The following is a 16,971-nucleotide window of genomic DNA, read 5'->3' on the forward strand; positions in this document are numbered from 1 at the left end:
TGTTATAACTGAATTTGTACATTTCTTATTTTTCAAGATTTTAGTGTTTTGAGAAACCGATTATTCATATTCCTACATTTGTTTCAAATAAGAAATAAATGAGTTGGTTTCGTAAAAAATCTAAGTCAGAGGAAGAGCTTGTACAGGATGCTAATGTAGAAGTCGTGAGTGAGACTGTTGAAGAGAAGAAGCTTCCGGAAGGGAAAAAGATAACTGTTGAAGAGTTATTTTCATCTCCGTATGTTTGTTCTCAAAATTTTCTTACGCTTTTTCAGTCTGTACCAGAAGTCTTTTTTCCAATAGACTACATCGCTTCTCGTATTTCCAGTGCTAACTTTCAGTTTAAGAAAGTTAAGGATGATAGTGTTATTTGGGCTAATAAGAATTTGAATCAGATACTTCTTAGACCAAATTGTTTGATGACATGGAAACAAAATGTTTATCAACATTTCGTATATAAACTGTGTCTTGGCAATAGTTTTACACGTGCTGCAATGTCTGATAGCTTCACTAATGTAGAAAAATGGCGTTATTGCTCTAACTACTGGGTACTTCCTGCTGATGCAATGGAAGTCTTGCCTGTTTTAGGTAGTAATATTCCATTGTTTGGTATAGCTGATCAAGAAGATATTATTAGAGGTTATCGTTTAAATTATGGCGCTTTGAGCACAATGAATATACCTGCTTATCAGGTATGGCATGATAGAGACGGGTGTGTGAGTTATTATTCCGGATTTGGGTTTATGAAATCTCAAAGCCGTCTTATGTCACAAATGAAACCGATATCGAACCTTATTGCTGTATATGAGGCCCGTAATGTAATTTATGTAAAACGAGGTGGTTTAGGATTTCTTATCAATATGAAACAAGATGAATCCGGACCCATTGCTATGACTGATAATGAGAAGAAAGAAATTTTGCAACAACACTTCGGTAAGTTCGGAGTAGGTAAGGACCAGTTACCATATGGGCTGTCTGATATCCCATTGAGTTTTGTACGTACCAATCTCACTATTGCAGAACTGCAACCGTTTGAGGAAACACTTGCTGATGCAATTAGTATTTCAGGTGCTTATGGTATTCCTGCTGTGTTAGTTCCTCGCAAAGACCAGTCTACTTTTAGCAATCAATCTACGGCAGAAAAGAGTGTTTATAGCTCTGTTATCATTCCATTTGCGAAACAGTTCTGCCGTGAGTTTACTCAATTTTTAGGACTTGAATCAAGCGGATATTATTTGGATTGTGATTTCTCCGATGTGGATTGCCTGCAGGAGGGGTTGAAAGAAGCCGAGGAAGTAAAGACCAATATCAATAGCCGGTGCAAAGACCAGTTCCTTAGTGGATTGATAACGTACAATGATTGGAGGGCGCAAATCGGTGAAAGTAAATTTGAAGAACCTATGTTCGACAAAACATTATTTGAGATGTCGGACCAGGAACGAGAGATAGTTAAACAAATATTTAGTCTTAACACAAAAAGTGAAGTTGAAAATGGAAGAGAAAATCAAAAGCCTTCAGTACAAGACAAAGGCAAATGATGTTGATGAGAAGGGTATCGTTACCGTCGCGGTGAACGGTATCGGTGTGAAGGACTCACAGAAAGACGTATCCATGCCCGGATCATTCAACAAGACTTTAAAGGAAAATATTGGTCGTATGCGTTGGTTCTTGAATCACCGTCCGGATCAATTGTTGGGGGTTCCATTGAGTGGTAAGGAAACAGAGGGTAATTTAGTTATGGTTGGCCAGTTGAATCTTGAAAAACAGATTGGTCGTGACACGTTAGCTGATTATAAGCTGTTTGCAGAGAATGGGAGAACCCTTGAACACTCTATCGGAGTAAAAGCTATCAAAAGGGATTTGACTGATCCTTGTAAAGTGCTTGAATGGCGTATGATGGAATATTCTACATTGACAAGTTGGGGAAGTAATCCTCAAACATTCCTTGTGAATATCAAATCTGCTACTGCCGACCAAGTAAAGGAAGCTGTTGATTTCGTTCGAAAAGCGTTCTTGCAGCATGGATATAGTGATGAACGTTTAAAAGGTTACGATATGGAATTAAGTTTATTACTAAAGAGCCTCAACGGTGGTGCCGTTGTCTCATGTCCTCATTGCGGTTATCAATTTGATTATGACGCAGAAACGGAACATACCTTTGCACAACAGGTATTAGATTACGCCGCCGATTATCAGAGATGGATAACGCAGGACATCGTAAGAGAAGAAATGGAGAAGCTCACTCCAGAGATTAGAACTCAAGTAATTTCTCTTATTGATTCTGTAAAGTCAGAGGAGAAAGAGTTCACTCAAAAGAGTTTGCAGGATCTTATGAATTATGTAAGATGTCCCCACTGTTGGGGAAAAGTATATCGTTCGAATGCTATTCTACAAAATACTTCTGAAGATACTACCGGAAAGAATGAGCCGTCTGTTGACACTCAAGAAAAGAATGACGGGGAAAATGGTAACGATGGAGTAACGACTAAAGCCGCTGATAATTGCACTTTATTCGATTTCAAAAGTTTGAATAGTTGTTTCGATAATAAATAACTTAAAATTTAAATTTTATGCTTAAAAAATTTACAGTATCAGATTTTAATCTGAAAACAGATGGTCTGCCAGCAGAACAGAAAACATTCATGGAAAACATCGTCGGCATGATGTGTGAAGTCGTAAATAAATCACTGGAAGGAGTTGTTACGCCTGATGATGTGACTAAACAGTTTGGAGAAATTAATAACTTATTGAAGTCTTATGACGGCGAGAAGTTTGCTCAATTGATTAAAGACAATGAAACACTTGTTGACCAGGTTAAGAGCCTTGGAGAAAGCATTGAAAAAATGAAGCAAAAAGGCTTATCTATGGATACTATCAATAAGTTCGACGAGAAATTGAGCGAAATGCTTGATAGTGAGAAGTTCAAGGAGTTTGCAGCCGGTCACAGCCGTAAAACAGGTTCTTTTGAGGGATTCAGCTTGAAAGATATTGTGTCCATGACCGACAATTACAGTGGTGAAATCATGATTACCCAACAGCAGAACCGTGTTGTTAGCCAGGTAAGTAATCAGAAGATTCATATGCGTAATGTCATTACGACTTTGCAGGGTGATCCTACATATACGCAGCTCGCCTTTACACAAGTGTATGACTTCGACAGGAATGCACGGTACGTTACTGAAAACGGTCGTTTACCGGAGTCAAGCATTAAGATGAAGGAAATTCAGACAGGTACGAAACGACTTGGTACCCATATCAGAATTTCCAAACGTATGTTGAAGAGTCGTGTTTTCATCAGAAGTTATATTCTGAATATGTTACCGGAAGCTGTATGGCTTGCTGAAGATTGGAACATGTTATTTGGTGATGGGAACGGTGAGAACCTGTTAGGCATTACTAATCACACTGGAGTGCTTCCAGTTGAAAGTATCATCAAAGATACTATCATTAAGGGAGAAGCAGGTAGTGTGAAGTCTGTCGAAAGCCATAATGGGGGCAAAGACACAATTGTTGAATTCACAAAGCCGTACGATCTGATGCTCAATGGTATGGTTATTACATTTGCCAATGCTGCTGTTGTGACAGATTTGAACAAAGCGAATCCTATTATCAAGATGAATGATCGTCAAATCTTGTTGAAAGGTGTTGCTTTTGCCGGTGAGGAAACAGCCATTGCAAATATGATATTTACTGTCAACAACTCATTCTTCCAAAGTATCGAAGCTCCTAACTCGGAAGATGTTATTAAGACGGCATTTGCCGTGATGACCTATGCACAGTATTATCCCAATGCTATTACTCTCAATCCGTCAGATGTTAATGCGATGGAATCAGAGAAGGATACAACTGGGCGTAACCTTGGCATTATTAAGGTTGTCAATGGTGTTAAGCATATTGCTAACCGTCCGATTGTAGAGAGTACCGGTATGTTACCCGGTAAATACTTTATTGGTGATATGCACATGGGTGCATCTATCGTTGACTACACTAATCTTGCGTTAGAGTGGGCTGAAGATGTGGAAACGAAGTTGTGTAATGAGGTGGTTCTTATTGCCAGTGAAGAGGTGATTTTCCCTGTTTACAATCCTTGGGCATTTGCTTATGGAGATTTGGCTGAACTGAAAGAAGCAATTACTAAAAAGTAATATTATGGATTACATACTTAGAGGTAATGATAAGGATGTAGCCAATGTGCTTAAAGAGCAACGCATTCGGATTGGTAGAGGGGTGGTTTCATTCACCCCTATTTCCGAGTGTGGTCTTGTTACAGAAGAAGATGCTCGAAAGACATTGGAATGTATGCTTACAGAGAAAGATGCGAAAATCGGTGAACTTACTGAATCCATTACGGAGAAAGATAAAGCTATTGTTGAACTGACAGATGAACGTGATACAATGAAAGCTCGTATTGCAGAACTTGAAGCCCTGATTCCTTCTGATAACAAGAATCTTCCGGCTGCCGATTCAAAAGAATTGCCTGCTGGAGATGCTAAGGAAGTAACTGTTGTTGATGATAAAACCGTTTCCGTGGAAGATGAAAAGAAAACCGGAAAGGGTAAGGCTTCTAAATAACTATTGCCATGTTGATTGATGTTTCATATTTTACGTCAGGTCCCAGGCATATTGAGAATACTTCGGTCGCTGAAATGCCTTCGCCCCAGTCTCTTGCAGTAAATGAGGTGATAAACGGGTATATCAAGGCATTTCAGACCGAATTTCTTCATACTGCTGTCGGTTTTAGTCTTTCACAAGCTATTACTGATTATTTGGAGATCGTAGAACAGGAAAAAGAGGATTCTTCAGATGAGGTTGATATCTCGGAAAAAGATGAATCTCAATCCGGATATGCACTTTTATGTGAGAAGTTAAGTGAATCGTTCGCCGATTATGTGTTCTTTCACATTTTACGTGATATGAATACACAGGCTACTATCACTGGTCTTGTAAGATTGAAATGTGCTAACGAGTATATATCTCCGATTAAGAGACAGGTTAGTGTCTGGAACAGCATGGTGAAGAAGAACCGACTCTTTGTAGAATGGGCGATGTCCGATGATTGTCCTTTCACCGGTTTGAAGATTCAAAAGAACCTATTAACTCCCATTAATGCTTTCAATTTATGATGGAATTGGATATAACAGAACTGTTTGAAGAAGTAGTTAGAAAACTTCCTGAAGGACTTGAAATCCTCTACCCTAATGGGAAAGGTGGGGCAAAAATTGTAAAGTCACCAAGATTGAATTACATCTTTGGTAGCAGTCAATATATCAAGGATACTTTAGATGAATACAGTCAATCTTCTAGCCAGTCTGAAAAGAAATTTCCCCTGGTTGCACTATTCACTCCAATTAGTGAAGATAGAGGTGATCCTGATTATTTTTCAAAAGCAAAGGTTTCGTTGACTATAGTTTGCTCTTCCTGTAAAGAGTGGAGTAATGAGGAGCGAAGAACGACCTCTTTTAAAAATATTCTCCGGCCAATATATAAACGATTGCTTGAAGTGTTATGTGAAGATTCCCGTTTCGACTGTGACTGTGACGAGAAAGTGAAACATAGTTATTCGGAAAATTATTCATATGGCAGATACGGAGCCTATACTGATTCCGGTAAGGCTGTGAGCGAGCCGATTGATGCCATAAATATACGCTCGATGGAAATAAAAATTAATAATCTTAATTGTAGAAGAAAATGAGAAAGATTAGAACGTGTAAGGGTTCCCGGATGAACACTGGTAGTTCTGCTTGTAGCATTGACTGGAAAAAGGTCAAAGGTGCTATCTTGACAGAACATGGTGTCAAACTCCCTGCTGATATAACAGGTGAGAAGTTGCTCGAATTGTGCCATGCAGACCGTCCCGGGCGTATTTACCCTATTTTGCCATTCCTGGAGTATGCCAAGAATGGTGGAGAGCCTCAAGTTAATCCTGTAGGGTACGGTGCAAGTGAATACAACGGGCTTAGCGCTCAAACAGACACCTTCACTTTGAAGAAATTTGATGAGGTTTTGAATGCCCAGCTTCTGAAATGTGCCAATAAAGGATGGGACGTTTACTTTTGGAATCAGGATAATATGTTGATCGGTTATAATGATGACACTGATATCCTTGCCGGTATTCCGATGTCTACTGTTTACCCGACCGTGACACAGTACCCGACCAGTAGTGCTAAGTCTGCGATGACTGTTAGTTTTTCACATGAAGATGTGGAAGACAGCCAATTGCACTTTGACTACGTGCAGTTAGACTTCAATCCCAAGAATTTCGTTAAAGGCTTGGTTGATGTTGTGTTTCAAAAGTTGGAGGCCGAAAATACTTACAAAATAGTTGAAGTTGTTGGTGGTTATGACCGTACAGAAGAATTTGGCAGTCTTATTGCTGATGGTGCTGCTGAAGTTATGAATAACGTAACTTCCGCTACATATTCGGATGGTATCATTACCATTGTTCCAAAAGTCGGGGAAGTTCCTTCATTGAAAGCTCCTTCTGTGTTGTTTGAAAAAGGGATCAAAGGTATCGAGCAGGTGTCATGAAGGTAGATAATGTTACGTTCGTCGAGGTTGCTGTGAAGGGCATGACGAAGGAAGAGTTTATTAATGCACACATTAAAGTCGTGTGGCAGGAACTGAAGGAAGCTGACCGCAAGAAGAAGCTCTCGGAAGTGTACGATGCGATAACTAAGTAACCGACGGGCTGGGGTGTGATTACAGCCCGGCCCGTTATATTTTTACTGTATGGCAGATTTTGATGAATTACATAGAGTTATTCATTCCATTGCATCCGAGTTTGAAGAGGAATGTATTAGGTGTATGGAAGAACATAAGAATGTACTCGTTGATTGCATTCAGGAACAATTATATTCCGGTCTGGACGGTACTGAACATCTATTGAATCCTGATTATGATACTGACACCTATTTTAACGAGCCCGGTCCCTGGCAGAACCGTGCGGAACAATATAAACGATGGAAGGAGAGGATAACTCCACCTCTTAGAAGTGAGATGCTTTATTTGCCACCGCGTCCGGTTGAGGTACCTAACCTCTTTATTACTGGTACTTTCTATGATAGCATAACTGCCGATAGAATTGATTCCGGGCTTCGATTCTCAACGAAAGGATTTACGGACGGTAGTTCTATTGAGAAGAAATACGGTGAGCAGATTTTAGGCATTGGTGATACAGCTAAAGAGTACTTTAATATTATGTATCTCCGTCCCTGGATGGAACGTTTCTTTTCAGAATGTGGATATCGGTAGAAAATGGCTTGTAGTTGCGAAATAAAAAAGATGCAGAGTGAACTGGAACGTATCAGTGATCTTGCAAAGAAAGCAGCTGTCTTGGATGGTTGCATGTATGTCGTTTATCAGAAAGAAGATGGTACCTATGCTTTTGATAAACTAGGAGTTGAGATAAAAGGAAAGATTGTTGAATATAGACATTACCTGTAATTATGGCAGATTTAAAATTAAAAGATTTCGTTGATGAGAACGATTTGCAGAAATTGGTGGAGCTTGATAATACTATTGAGCGTGTGAGGGCTGATTATGTTAATGCGGCCAAAGAATTAGCAAAAGGTTTGAAACTAAATGTAGAAGGTGTTGCTGATCTTGAAAAGTTGAGTAACCTTTATAATACTCAAGCAAAAACGGCTGGTTCTGCATCTGCTGAATTAACCGAAGCTCTTAGAAGACAGTCTGAAATAACTCAAACTGTCAGTAAGAAGATAGAGGAAAAGCTAAATGTAGAGAAATTATCTGCTGCTGAACTGAAGAAACTAACCAAAGCAAACTCGGATAATGCTGTGTCCTTGGAAAAGGCTGCTAAAGCAGAAGCTAACTTGACAAAAGCGCAGAATGCCGGTAATACTACTCGTAAGAAAGCTGTTCTATCTGAAGAAGAACGTTTAAAACTTATCAGAACTGCTATTATCTTGACTAATCAGGAAGTACATAGCCGTTCACAAGCAAAGGAAATGAATAAGCAGCTGCAAAAGGCTGTTGATGTTTTGAAAGATACGGATGAAAACTATATTCGTACACTTGCCCGTCTTAATTCTACAATCGGAATCAATACCGATTACATAAAGCGAAATTCCGATCGATATAGTCAACAGAAAATGACTATCGGTGCATACCGGGAAGAAGTAAAGGCTGCATGGGTTGAGATACAGAACGGTAATAAATCCATGCAGAATATGGGTGTTATTGCCCGGAATGCCGGTAGGATGCTTAATACAGAGCTTGCTCCTGGGTTAAGTAAAGTTGGTGCTGGTTTAAAAGGGTGGGCAGCTGGATATATTGGTGCACAAGCTGTTGTTAGTGGAGTTGTTGCTTTATTTACAAAACTGCGTGAAGGAGTAGGTGATATTGTTAAATTTGAATTAGCTAATAGTAGGCTTGCTGCAATATTAGGAACCACTTCTGATAAAGTGAAGGAGTTAACTGCGGATGCTCAACGTTTGGGTGCTACAACGAAATACACTGCATCCGAAGCTACGGATTTGCAAATAGAACTTGCTAAACTGGGTTTTACTCGAAAAGAAATATTAGATGCAACAGAGCACGTTCTAAAATTTGCACAAGCTACCGGGGCAGAATTAGCAGATGCGGCTTCATTGGCAGGTGCTTCTCTTCGTATGTTTAATGCTGATACAAGAGAAACTGAAAGATATGTGTCTGCGATGGCTGTCGCAACAACCAAAAGCGCATTGTCGTTTTCATATCTCGCTACTGCATTACCAATTGTTGGACCGGTTGCAAAAGCCTTTAATTTCAGTATTGAAGATACTTTGGCTTTGTTGGGTAAATTATCGGATGCCGGCTTTGATGCTTCAATGGCTGCTACTGCTACCCGTAATGTTTTTCTAAATTTAGCTGATAGTAATGGAAAGCTGGCAAAGGCGTTAGGTAAGCCCGTTAAAACATTGCCTGAGTTAGTTGAAGGATTGAAATCGCTAAAAGAAAAAGGGGTAGACTTGAATACTACTCTTGAATTAACTGATAAGCGTAGTGTTGCCGCTTTTAATGCCTTTCTCACCGCTGTTGATAAAATATTACCACTTAGAGAACAGATTACTGGTGTAGAACGTGAATTGGGCGATATGGCTCACACGATGGGAGATAATGTTCATGGAGCTCTTGCTAACTTATCTTCAGCATGGGAAGCGTTTATGCTTTCTTTCTCCGAGTCAACGGGACCTGCTAAGGAGTTTCTTAATTGGATGGCTGATAAAATAAGAAGTATCGCCAATGATTTGAAATCTCCTGAAGAAAAAATAGAAAAGATAGATTATAATTTTAGAACACTTGCAAAAAAAGATGCGAACAAAAAGTTATTGGAAGTAGAAAAAGATTTTCAGGCAGAATATAAGAGGCTTATTGATGCTGGTGATACAGAGGAACAAGCATACACAAAAGCTGTTATTCAAATGAAAAATAAACGTATTGAAGTAACGGCCCAAGAGAGAGAAGCTTTAAAACGGATGAAAACTCGTGCTCAATATGCAACATCAGAGTTTGAAGATATGTCTTGGATAAAGAATGGTGCTGCTAAAATGTTTGGCTATTACACATCTGAAGCAGAAAAAGCGGATAAGGCTCAGTTGGAATTTTCTAAAAACTTATTCAAAATAGCATCTAGCGATGAATTTAATCGTGGACTTGATGTGATTGCAGAAAAGTTCCGTCCAAAGGGTAACGACAAAAATGGTTCAGGTATAACAGTCCTTACTGATAAAGAAAAACGTGAACAGGAAAAAGCTCTCAAAGAGAAGCTGAAAATTCATGAAACTTATCAGGAGTCAGAACTAGCTCTTATGGATGAGGGACTGGAGAAAGAACTTGCTAAAATTGGTGTTGCTTACTCGAAGAAGATTGCTGCCGTCAAGGGTAATAGCAAAGAGGAAATTGCTACACGTCAGAATTTAGCTAAGGAAATGCAGGAAAAGCTAGATGAGTTTACTATTAAGTATAATTCTGATCGTGAGAAGAAGGATGTTGAGAACGCTCTTGCTGTTGTAAAAAAGGGGTCCCAGGAAGAACTTGATTTGAAATTGCACCAGTTGGAATTGCAACGTGAAGCAGAAATTGATGCAGCGGAGAAAACTGGTGAAGATGTTTTTCTCATTGACGAAAAATATGCAAAAAAGAAACAAGAACTTTACGAAAGACATGCATCCGATCAGGTGCAATTAATAGCAGAGAATGCGGCGCATGAGCAGGAAATCCGGGATGCTGCATATGTTATGGATACGCTTGCTCTTAAAAAACAGTTAGCTTCTAAGGAAATAACCCAGCAAGAGTATGCAGAACTTGAGTATCAGTTAAAATTAGATTATGTACGTAAAACAACCGAAGCTGCAATTGATGCGTTGGAGTTGGAACTTCGAAACGAAAATTTGAGTGCAGAGGATAGGGCAAAGATTGCAGAGCAGTTACAGAAATTGAAAGCGGACCTTTCCCAGCAAGAAGCAGAAGCGGAAATAGATGCTATCAATAAAGTTACTAAAGCGGATGAGAAAGCACAGAAAGAACGTCAGAAGAACTTGAAAAAATGGCTTCAAACTGCATCTCAAGCTGTGGGAGCTATTGGAAACTTAGTCTCTTCTATTTATGATGGTCAGATTCAGAAAATAGAAGAAGAGCGGGAAGCTAATGAGGAAAAGTATGATGAGGATATTGAACGAATTGAGAATCTGGCAGAGTCTGGAGCTATATCCGAAGAGGAAGCGGAAGCGCGTAAACGGGCAGCAAAGGATCAGACAGAAGCCAAGAATAAGGAGTTGGAAAAACAAAAGCAAGAGATTGCCCATAAACAAGCTGTTTGGCATAAGGGAGTACAAGTTGCAGAAACTGGAATTGCAACAGCTCGTGGTATTATGGAAGCTTTCCAGTTAGGTCCGATTGCCGGTGCTGTAATGGCTGCTGTTATCGGGGCGATGGGGGCTATGCAAGTAGCAACAATTCTTGCCACTCCTATTCCTTCTTATGCAGAAGGTACTAAAGGTAATGATAGGCACCCCGGCGGTGCTGCTTTGGTTGGTGATGCCGGTAAACATGAAGTTATCATGTATTCCGGAAAAGCATGGATTACTCCTGATACTCCAACTTTAGTTGATATTCCTAAAGGTGCGCAAGTCTTTCCTGATGTTGATAAGGTAGATATCTCTAATTTTGATATGCCGGATTGGGACTTTCCTACATTTTCACCGACATATTTAGCATCCTCTTCCGGTAACACCATTGTTTTCAATGATTATTCCCGGTTAGAAAAAAGGGTTGATAGAACAAATCTCCTTTTAATGAAGAGTCTAAAAATGCAACGCCAAGATGCTTCTAACCGTGAATTTGAACTGTATAAGTTATCTAAACTGAAATAGTCATGATTGAAAGATTAAATCAGATAACATTGAATGATTTCATTGAGCTTTCATGTGGAAACTATGCTTGTTTGCTTTCGGATCGCGAATTTGTGTCAGAGAGCACGCTTAAAGAGATAGCATCTAAATTGCTCATTGAATACAGAAGTATTGTTAATCCTTCAAATATGAAGGCTATGGTAATGGACAAGGAGGATATGCTGAAAGAACGTGCCAAACTATTGAGCCTTCGTATATGTCAGACTCTTGTTTCTCTTGGCTTTTATGATGATGTTCGTCAGGTATTGGAACAACTAAATGTAGATTCTCGGAATATGAGTGATGAACAGGTAACATCGAAGATTGACTATTTGCTTCATTCTGCAATTTTTGAGCAAAAACGGAATGAGGAAAGACGCAGTGAGGAACATAAAGGAAATAAGGTTACTCCTGAACAAATTCGTTCTTCTTTCGATGCCGAGATTGCTTTTCTAATGACATTCTTTAAAATGAGTATAGATTCCCGTGTAATTAATGCTGCTGTCTACGCAAATATTGTTCATCAAGCCGATGTTGAAATATCGTTCAGAAAAAGAAGCACATGATAATATTGGTATTTACATATATGCTGTAATTCGATTAATTTTTAATTAAAGCGAATTATTTCATACAGTCGTTTGTACATCTCCTTTAGAATCACAAACGACTTTTTTATGAATAGAAAAAACAGCATCCATTGTATAAATAGGCATTTATACAATGTTTTATTGTCAGAATTACGTACATTAGAGACGAAGTGAAATCGGATAACAGCAGAAGTGTCCGAGGTAAAAAAAATGATTGCCTTATTGCCCCCCGATATAGGCACTCTTATTAGTTCAATCGAGCGTTCTGCTAAGGAAATGCACGAGCAAAGTATCATGCACCGGGAATACGTGGAAAGGTGCATTAATGGCGAACCGAAGATACACCTAATAAGGAGGGCTGACAATGGACTTTGAAAAGGAATTATCAGAAATATATCCTTGGATATTAAAGGTGGCAAGAAAATTCTGCTGTTCCATGCAAGATGCTGAAGACTTAGCCGGTGATACAGTTTATAAGCTACTTGTGAATCGTGATAAATTTGATTGTTCTAAACCACTTCAACCGTGGTGCCTTATTATAATGAGGAATACTTATATAATAAGATACAATAGAAATTCCCTTATACATTTTACAGGGCTTGATATGGTAGACGGAAGTGCCATTTCTAACTGTACAGCTCATTCAATACTGTTTGATGATTTGGTTTCCACAATACAACGGTGTGCTAAAAAATCCCGTTGTATTGATAGTGTGATGTATTATGCTAGTGGATATTCTTATGATGAGATAAGTGAAATCCTGAACATTCCTGTTGGAACTGTAAGAAGTCGTATTTCTTCTGGCAGGAAGCTTATACTTCAAGAAATAGGATAATAATGAGTAAGGTTTCAAAATGGTAACTTATATATGCTCATAATAACCTGCAAAGTGTTCTGAATTACAAAATTTGAGGGTCTTTATATTTGTAAATTTATAGCAATAGAATGAATTATGGAAGTATATTCTATGTGGATATACAAAAAAAACTTATATTTGTAATATATCCGAGTTTAATGCTATTGGGTGAGTTTACAATCGCCAAATCAAAAAATTCCCGACCGAAAAACAAAATGTGTCATTAAAACACATATTAACATAAAACAAAATGTGATTTTTGGTGCAAAATTAAAGCCTGTTTAATCATCGTTTAAACAGGCTTTAATTTTAATCTATGATCATGTAAACTGATAAATCAGGATTAGCAACAAGCGGAAGAACATCTTCATCATCAAGAACGCTCATTGCATATCTATGAATACTTTTCTTTATCATTTCCAACGTTGGTTTTTCAAGGAATATGGAACTGGCATATGTCACCAGTTCGTTTCCTTCGTTATCGGTTCTGTCAATAGATTGAATTGCATATCGTATTATCCATGTTCCATCGGATAATTGTTCGATCGGCTTAGCCAATTTCCGGGGTAAGATATTTTTTCGCATAGCCTTTTCTTATTTGTTTTTTTAATTGTTTCTTAAAATTATATTCGTTCTTCAACACAAAAACCTCCCAATGTCCCTGAACATAAAAATATATCCACCATGCAGGATTAATACGTTTCGCCACTTTCCGTCTTAGATTGTACGTATTGAAATGCCTCATTAATCCATAGTAGGAATTCAGGGTGGCAACAAATTTGTCCGCGTGTGCTTCCGCAAAGCCTTCCTCCGCTATTTTATTATATTTGTTGATTACATCGTATAAATTACCGACAACACGGTTTGAAATATAAATCCGACCGGGTAAAATGAATGCCCCTACAAACAAAACTCCCTTAGAATAATGCTGTATATATATTTTCTTAGGATGTAATTTAAGAAGCAACTGTTCTTGCAGGTAACTGTCAAGCAAAGGAACAGTATTTAGAATATCTTCTTTATTACGCATTACAAAGGCGAAATCATCCACAAAACGCACATAATACTTGATTCCCAGTATTTCGGAAACATAGTAATCAAAACAAGAGCCGATAAAATTTGCGAATTTCTGCGCATGAAGACTGCCGGGGGCAAAACCATGATCCGGATCAGCATGAAACAAACTTTTATCATGAGGTAACTCATCCCATAAATGCAACGGTGATTTCCTATAACATTTATGCTGTGGCTGGTGAAAGATAACAGTGCGCAATATATATAATAAACATTCTATATCGTCGCCTTTATAGTTATCCCGGATAAACAGGTCGATCATTTCCCATAACAGGGATTTGGACATTGACATAAAGAAGCTTTTGAAATCACCCTTGAAAATGTATGCGTCTTTCGTATAATTTTCACTAACTTCCATGATCATCCCATTCAGATAGGTAACAGCCGAAAGTGCTCCTTCGCCAATACGGCAATTTTTTGAAACATTTCCCTGTGCCTGAAAACGTTCTTCCAAAATAGGATCAAGGCGCAGATCCGCCCAATGTTGTATTACACGATCAACATAAGCGGAAGCAAAAATTTCACGAAGAACGGGCTTTTTCCGTATGAAGCATTTTGAATAATCAGGTTCGTAGCGACCGTATCTGATAGCATCCCACACGGCAACCAAATCCGTGTCATATTCAAACGAAAACTCTATGCAGTCATCTGTATTGCGTTTATTCTTGCAACAGACGTCAAATGCATGCACGATGGAAGATAAGGGTATGTCATAGATCGGTTTATCTGTTGCGGAAACGGGACGAACCCTGCCTGCGTTAGTCTTGTTGTTCGTGTTCACGTTGCCGTTGTTCATGTTCACGTACCACGCGTTCGAGGATTCAGCATTCACTGTCTTAGTCTTTCCCGGTTCATCACCGGGGGAATGCCCAATAGATAAATTAGATTGCTCTCCCATAAACTCCGTGAAGATTATGGCTCTGGCTTTACGGAAGCTGTCTTTTCCTGGGAAGCGGTGAAATTACGCCACCCTATAATTTGCTTTTCAATCGACGTAATCATCTCAATGATGTCTGCTGTCGTCTGAATATTGATCAGTTTCCGGTCTCGACATACCCTTAATAAGAGTTTCAATGTATCAAACTTAACAAGGAATTCGTTCAGGTATTCCACGCGACGCGGAAGGCTTGAATTTGCATAACGGATCAACTCACAACAGCGAAGGGCGGACATCATAAGTTCCGTACCGAATTCGTACCTGTAATTCTTCGGAAACTTGTCTCTTGCATCGAGTATCAACATTAATAACCGATACATACACTGATAGACTGGTCTGTCTTCTGCTTTTCCCATGTTAATTTTTGATATTTTTTAAATTTTTCTTTTGCTCCGCAAAGTTAATGATTGTCAAACAATTAACACTCATTTTTTCAAAATTTTAAAACTTAAAAAGCCCCTACCGGGGCTAATTAAACGTAACTATCTAAGAGATAAAGAGTTAAAGAGACAAAGAATCTATTGCGGAAACGGGACGAACCCTGCCTGCGCTAGCCCTGCTGCCCGTGTACACGTGGCCGTTGTGCATGTACACGTACCACGCGCTCGAGGCGTCGTATTCGGTGCTGCTCCAATACCAGTCGGTTGTAATTATATTTTGATTACCTGATACAGAGGACAGCAACTCGTTGATTTCGGTCTTATATTTGGCGATGATGATCAGTTCTCCTTCGCTGGGAAGATACCACTCGGTTTTGTCTTCAAGTCCGTCCAGCTCAAGCGTACAAGCCTTATAGCTCTTTGCTGCTTCCGCGGCTGGTGCACCGACAACACCGGAATTATCCTTAACTCCTGCGGTGGCTTCTATGATAGCATCAGTATTTTGCTTTCCGTCTGCCGTTTCATAAAGCCCTTGATTACCGTTTCCGTAATTCTTAACGCCACGAATGTCCGTACCGTATGCCCCCCATTTGAAAGTACGTCCGCCTATATCGTCAGTGCAGTCGCTTTTCGCTATGACGAACTGGCGACGATCCGCACGGATACGGACACCTATACGCAAGTATTTTGAACGGTTATTTGCACTAAGGGAATTCCATTCTTCAGCAGTAAAGAACACGTTGACACCGTCTTCGATCCGGATTGTGGCAAAGGACAGGTCAAGCAGCCCGCCAGCCCATCTGATATATTTTGCAATATCACTGGCAGGCGTATTTTCGTTCACGCTGGTGAAACCGATCTCCTGCAAAACAGATACCTGTTCTTCTTTATTCATACGCAAAAGCAGTGCGCTTTCATTATTCTTGTCTGTCATAAATACACTGTTTTTAATGGGTTAATCTTCTGCCGTTGCCCTTACATGCAACAGGCTTGTATTTTTATTCTGTACGGTCATGTGTCCGGTATTCAAATTACACGTCCATGCATTTGTCGTATCATAGTACGTGCTCGTCCAATAGTATTTGTCCGTCAACAGCATGCTGTCACTGCTCCAAAATGCACGCAGCATTTCATTGATTTGGTCACGGTATCGATACATGATCATCATCTGTCCGGAAGAAGGCAAGAACCATTCTGTATCATCTTCCAGACCGTCGCCATCAAGCGTGAAGGCTTTATAGGCTACGGCAGCTTCCGCAGCGGGTGCGCCTTCCACACCGTTCGAGTTTGTTCCTTTCAGGGCATCAAGGATCAGGTGTGTATCCTCTTTCCCGGTGAAGCAGGTGTACATTTTGCCCAGCATCTTTGCGGAAAGCCCGTCGATCGTTTTACCAAGACCGCCCCAATAGAAACTGGAGGACAAGTCCCCTGCATAACATTCTTGTGCAGCGATGACAAAGGACTGCGAATGCGCCCGGATACACAAACCACGACGGATAAACTTCAACTTGTTGGCAGGGGTCAATGAGTTCCATTCTTCACGGGTAAAATACCATTTGGAATTATCGGAAATCCGGTTACATGCCACCCGCATGTCCAGCAATCCGGCAGCCCACTTTATCCGGTTCGGGAACTCGCTGGCACGCGAGTTCTCCGTAATGTCGGCAAAGCCTACCGCCTGCAGGGCTTTTACCTGTTCCTGTTTATTGAGGCGCAGCAGGGTTGCGCTCTGTTCTTTTGTACTCAT

The 16,971-nt window shown here is 39.7% G+C and carries 18 protein-coding genes; 13 read left to right on the forward strand and 5 right to left on the reverse strand.

Annotation, left to right across the window (positions count from 1 at the left end; genetic code table 11):
• Positions 1 to 98: 98 nt before the first annotated feature.
• The 13 genes from DWZ47_RS03100 to DWZ47_RS03155 all read left to right on the forward strand — a co-directional run bounded on the left by DWZ47_RS03100 (position 99) and on the right by DWZ47_RS03155 (position 12,812).
• On the forward strand, positions 99 to 1,538 hold the full coding sequence (locus DWZ47_RS03100; protein WP_117512295.1) for a phage portal protein: 1,440 nt from the start codon (positions 99 to 101) through the stop codon (positions 1,536 to 1,538).
• Complete coding sequence (locus DWZ47_RS03105; protein WP_007759719.1) at positions 1,492 to 2,553, forward strand: hypothetical protein; 1,062 nt, start codon at positions 1,492 to 1,494, stop codon at positions 2,551 to 2,553. The genes DWZ47_RS03100 and DWZ47_RS03105 overlap by 47 nt, the downstream gene beginning before the upstream one ends.
• 17 nt (positions 2,554 to 2,570) lie before the next feature.
• A complete protein-coding gene (locus DWZ47_RS03110) occupies positions 2,571 to 4,145 on the forward strand; it encodes a phage major capsid protein (RefSeq protein WP_117512296.1) in 1,575 nt (524 codons plus the stop codon).
• Between the two features lie 4 nt (positions 4,146 to 4,149).
• Positions 4,150 to 4,572 carry a hypothetical protein gene (locus DWZ47_RS03115; protein ID WP_008775915.1) on the forward strand — a complete coding sequence of 141 codons (423 nt, stop codon included), beginning with the start codon at positions 4,150 to 4,152 and terminating at the stop codon, positions 4,570 to 4,572.
• Between the two features lie 8 nt (positions 4,573 to 4,580).
• Positions 4,581 to 5,123 carry a hypothetical protein gene (locus tag DWZ47_RS03120; RefSeq protein ID WP_117512297.1) on the forward strand — a complete coding sequence of 181 codons (543 nt, stop codon included), beginning with the start codon at positions 4,581 to 4,583 and terminating at the stop codon, positions 5,121 to 5,123.
• Positions 5,120 to 5,692 (forward strand): hypothetical protein, encoded by a 573-nt coding sequence (locus DWZ47_RS03125; RefSeq protein WP_117512298.1) that lies wholly within the window; start codon positions 5,120 to 5,122, stop codon positions 5,690 to 5,692. Before DWZ47_RS03120 ends, DWZ47_RS03125 begins: the two co-directional genes overlap by 4 nt.
• A complete protein-coding gene (locus DWZ47_RS03130; RefSeq protein ID WP_117512299.1) occupies positions 5,689 to 6,528 on the forward strand; it encodes a hypothetical protein in 840 nt (279 codons plus the stop codon). Before DWZ47_RS03125 ends, DWZ47_RS03130 begins: the two co-directional genes overlap by 4 nt.
• Positions 6,525 to 6,680: a hypothetical protein gene (locus DWZ47_RS30575; protein WP_004300280.1), complete on the forward strand. Its 156-nt coding sequence runs from the start codon at positions 6,525 to 6,527 to the stop codon at positions 6,678 to 6,680. Before DWZ47_RS03130 ends, DWZ47_RS30575 begins: the two co-directional genes overlap by 4 nt.
• A gap of 49 nt (positions 6,681 to 6,729) precedes the next feature.
• A complete protein-coding gene (locus tag DWZ47_RS03135) occupies positions 6,730 to 7,251 on the forward strand; it encodes a hypothetical protein (protein ID WP_117512300.1) in 522 nt (173 codons plus the stop codon).
• 30 nt (positions 7,252 to 7,281) lie between these two features.
• On the forward strand, positions 7,282 to 7,443 hold the full coding sequence (locus DWZ47_RS30580) for a hypothetical protein (RefSeq protein WP_004311558.1): 162 nt from the start codon (positions 7,282 to 7,284) through the stop codon (positions 7,441 to 7,443).
• Between the two features lie 2 nt (positions 7,444 to 7,445).
• Complete coding sequence (locus tag DWZ47_RS03140) at positions 7,446 to 11,372, forward strand: phage tail tape measure protein (RefSeq protein ID WP_117512301.1); 3,927 nt, start codon at positions 7,446 to 7,448, stop codon at positions 11,370 to 11,372.
• Between the two features lie 2 nt (positions 11,373 to 11,374).
• Complete coding sequence (locus tag DWZ47_RS03145; protein WP_117512302.1) at positions 11,375 to 11,956, forward strand: hypothetical protein; 582 nt, start codon at positions 11,375 to 11,377, stop codon at positions 11,954 to 11,956.
• Between the two features lie 385 nt (positions 11,957 to 12,341).
• Positions 12,342 to 12,812, forward strand: coding sequence for an RNA polymerase sigma factor (locus DWZ47_RS03155; protein WP_117512303.1), 471 nt, complete (start codon positions 12,342 to 12,344; stop codon positions 12,810 to 12,812).
• A 330-nt stretch (positions 12,813 to 13,142) separates the two neighbouring features.
• On the opposite strand, the gene DWZ47_RS03160 is transcribed toward DWZ47_RS03155, so the two are convergent.
• The 5 genes from DWZ47_RS03160 to DWZ47_RS03180 form a co-directional block, all read right to left on the reverse strand.
• Positions 13,143 to 13,418, reverse strand: a complete 276-nt coding sequence (locus DWZ47_RS03160; RefSeq protein WP_032855849.1) for a hypothetical protein — start codon at positions 13,416 to 13,418, stop codon at positions 13,143 to 13,145.
• A complete protein-coding gene (locus DWZ47_RS03165) occupies positions 13,384 to 14,805 on the reverse strand; it encodes a reverse transcriptase (RefSeq protein WP_117512304.1) in 1,422 nt (473 codons plus the stop codon). Before DWZ47_RS03165 ends, DWZ47_RS03160 begins: the two co-directional genes overlap by 35 nt.
• 14 nt (positions 14,806 to 14,819) lie before the next feature.
• Positions 14,820 to 15,200, reverse strand: a complete 381-nt coding sequence (locus tag DWZ47_RS03170) for a four helix bundle protein (RefSeq protein WP_004308951.1) — start codon at positions 15,198 to 15,200, stop codon at positions 14,820 to 14,822.
• A gap of 145 nt (positions 15,201 to 15,345) precedes the next feature.
• On the reverse strand, positions 15,346 to 16,158 hold the full coding sequence (locus DWZ47_RS03175; protein WP_117512305.1) for a DUF1566 domain-containing protein: 813 nt from the start codon (positions 16,156 to 16,158) through the stop codon (positions 15,346 to 15,348).
• A 21-nt stretch (positions 16,159 to 16,179) separates the two neighbouring features.
• Complete coding sequence (locus DWZ47_RS03180) at positions 16,180 to 16,971, reverse strand: hypothetical protein (protein ID WP_004303243.1); 792 nt, start codon at positions 16,969 to 16,971, stop codon at positions 16,180 to 16,182.

Origin of the sequence: Bacteroides sp. AF32-8BH (assembly GCF_003435205.1) — a bacterium.
In the GTDB taxonomy this organism is placed as follows: domain Bacteria; phylum Bacteroidota; class Bacteroidia; order Bacteroidales; family Bacteroidaceae; genus Bacteroides; species Bacteroides ovatus.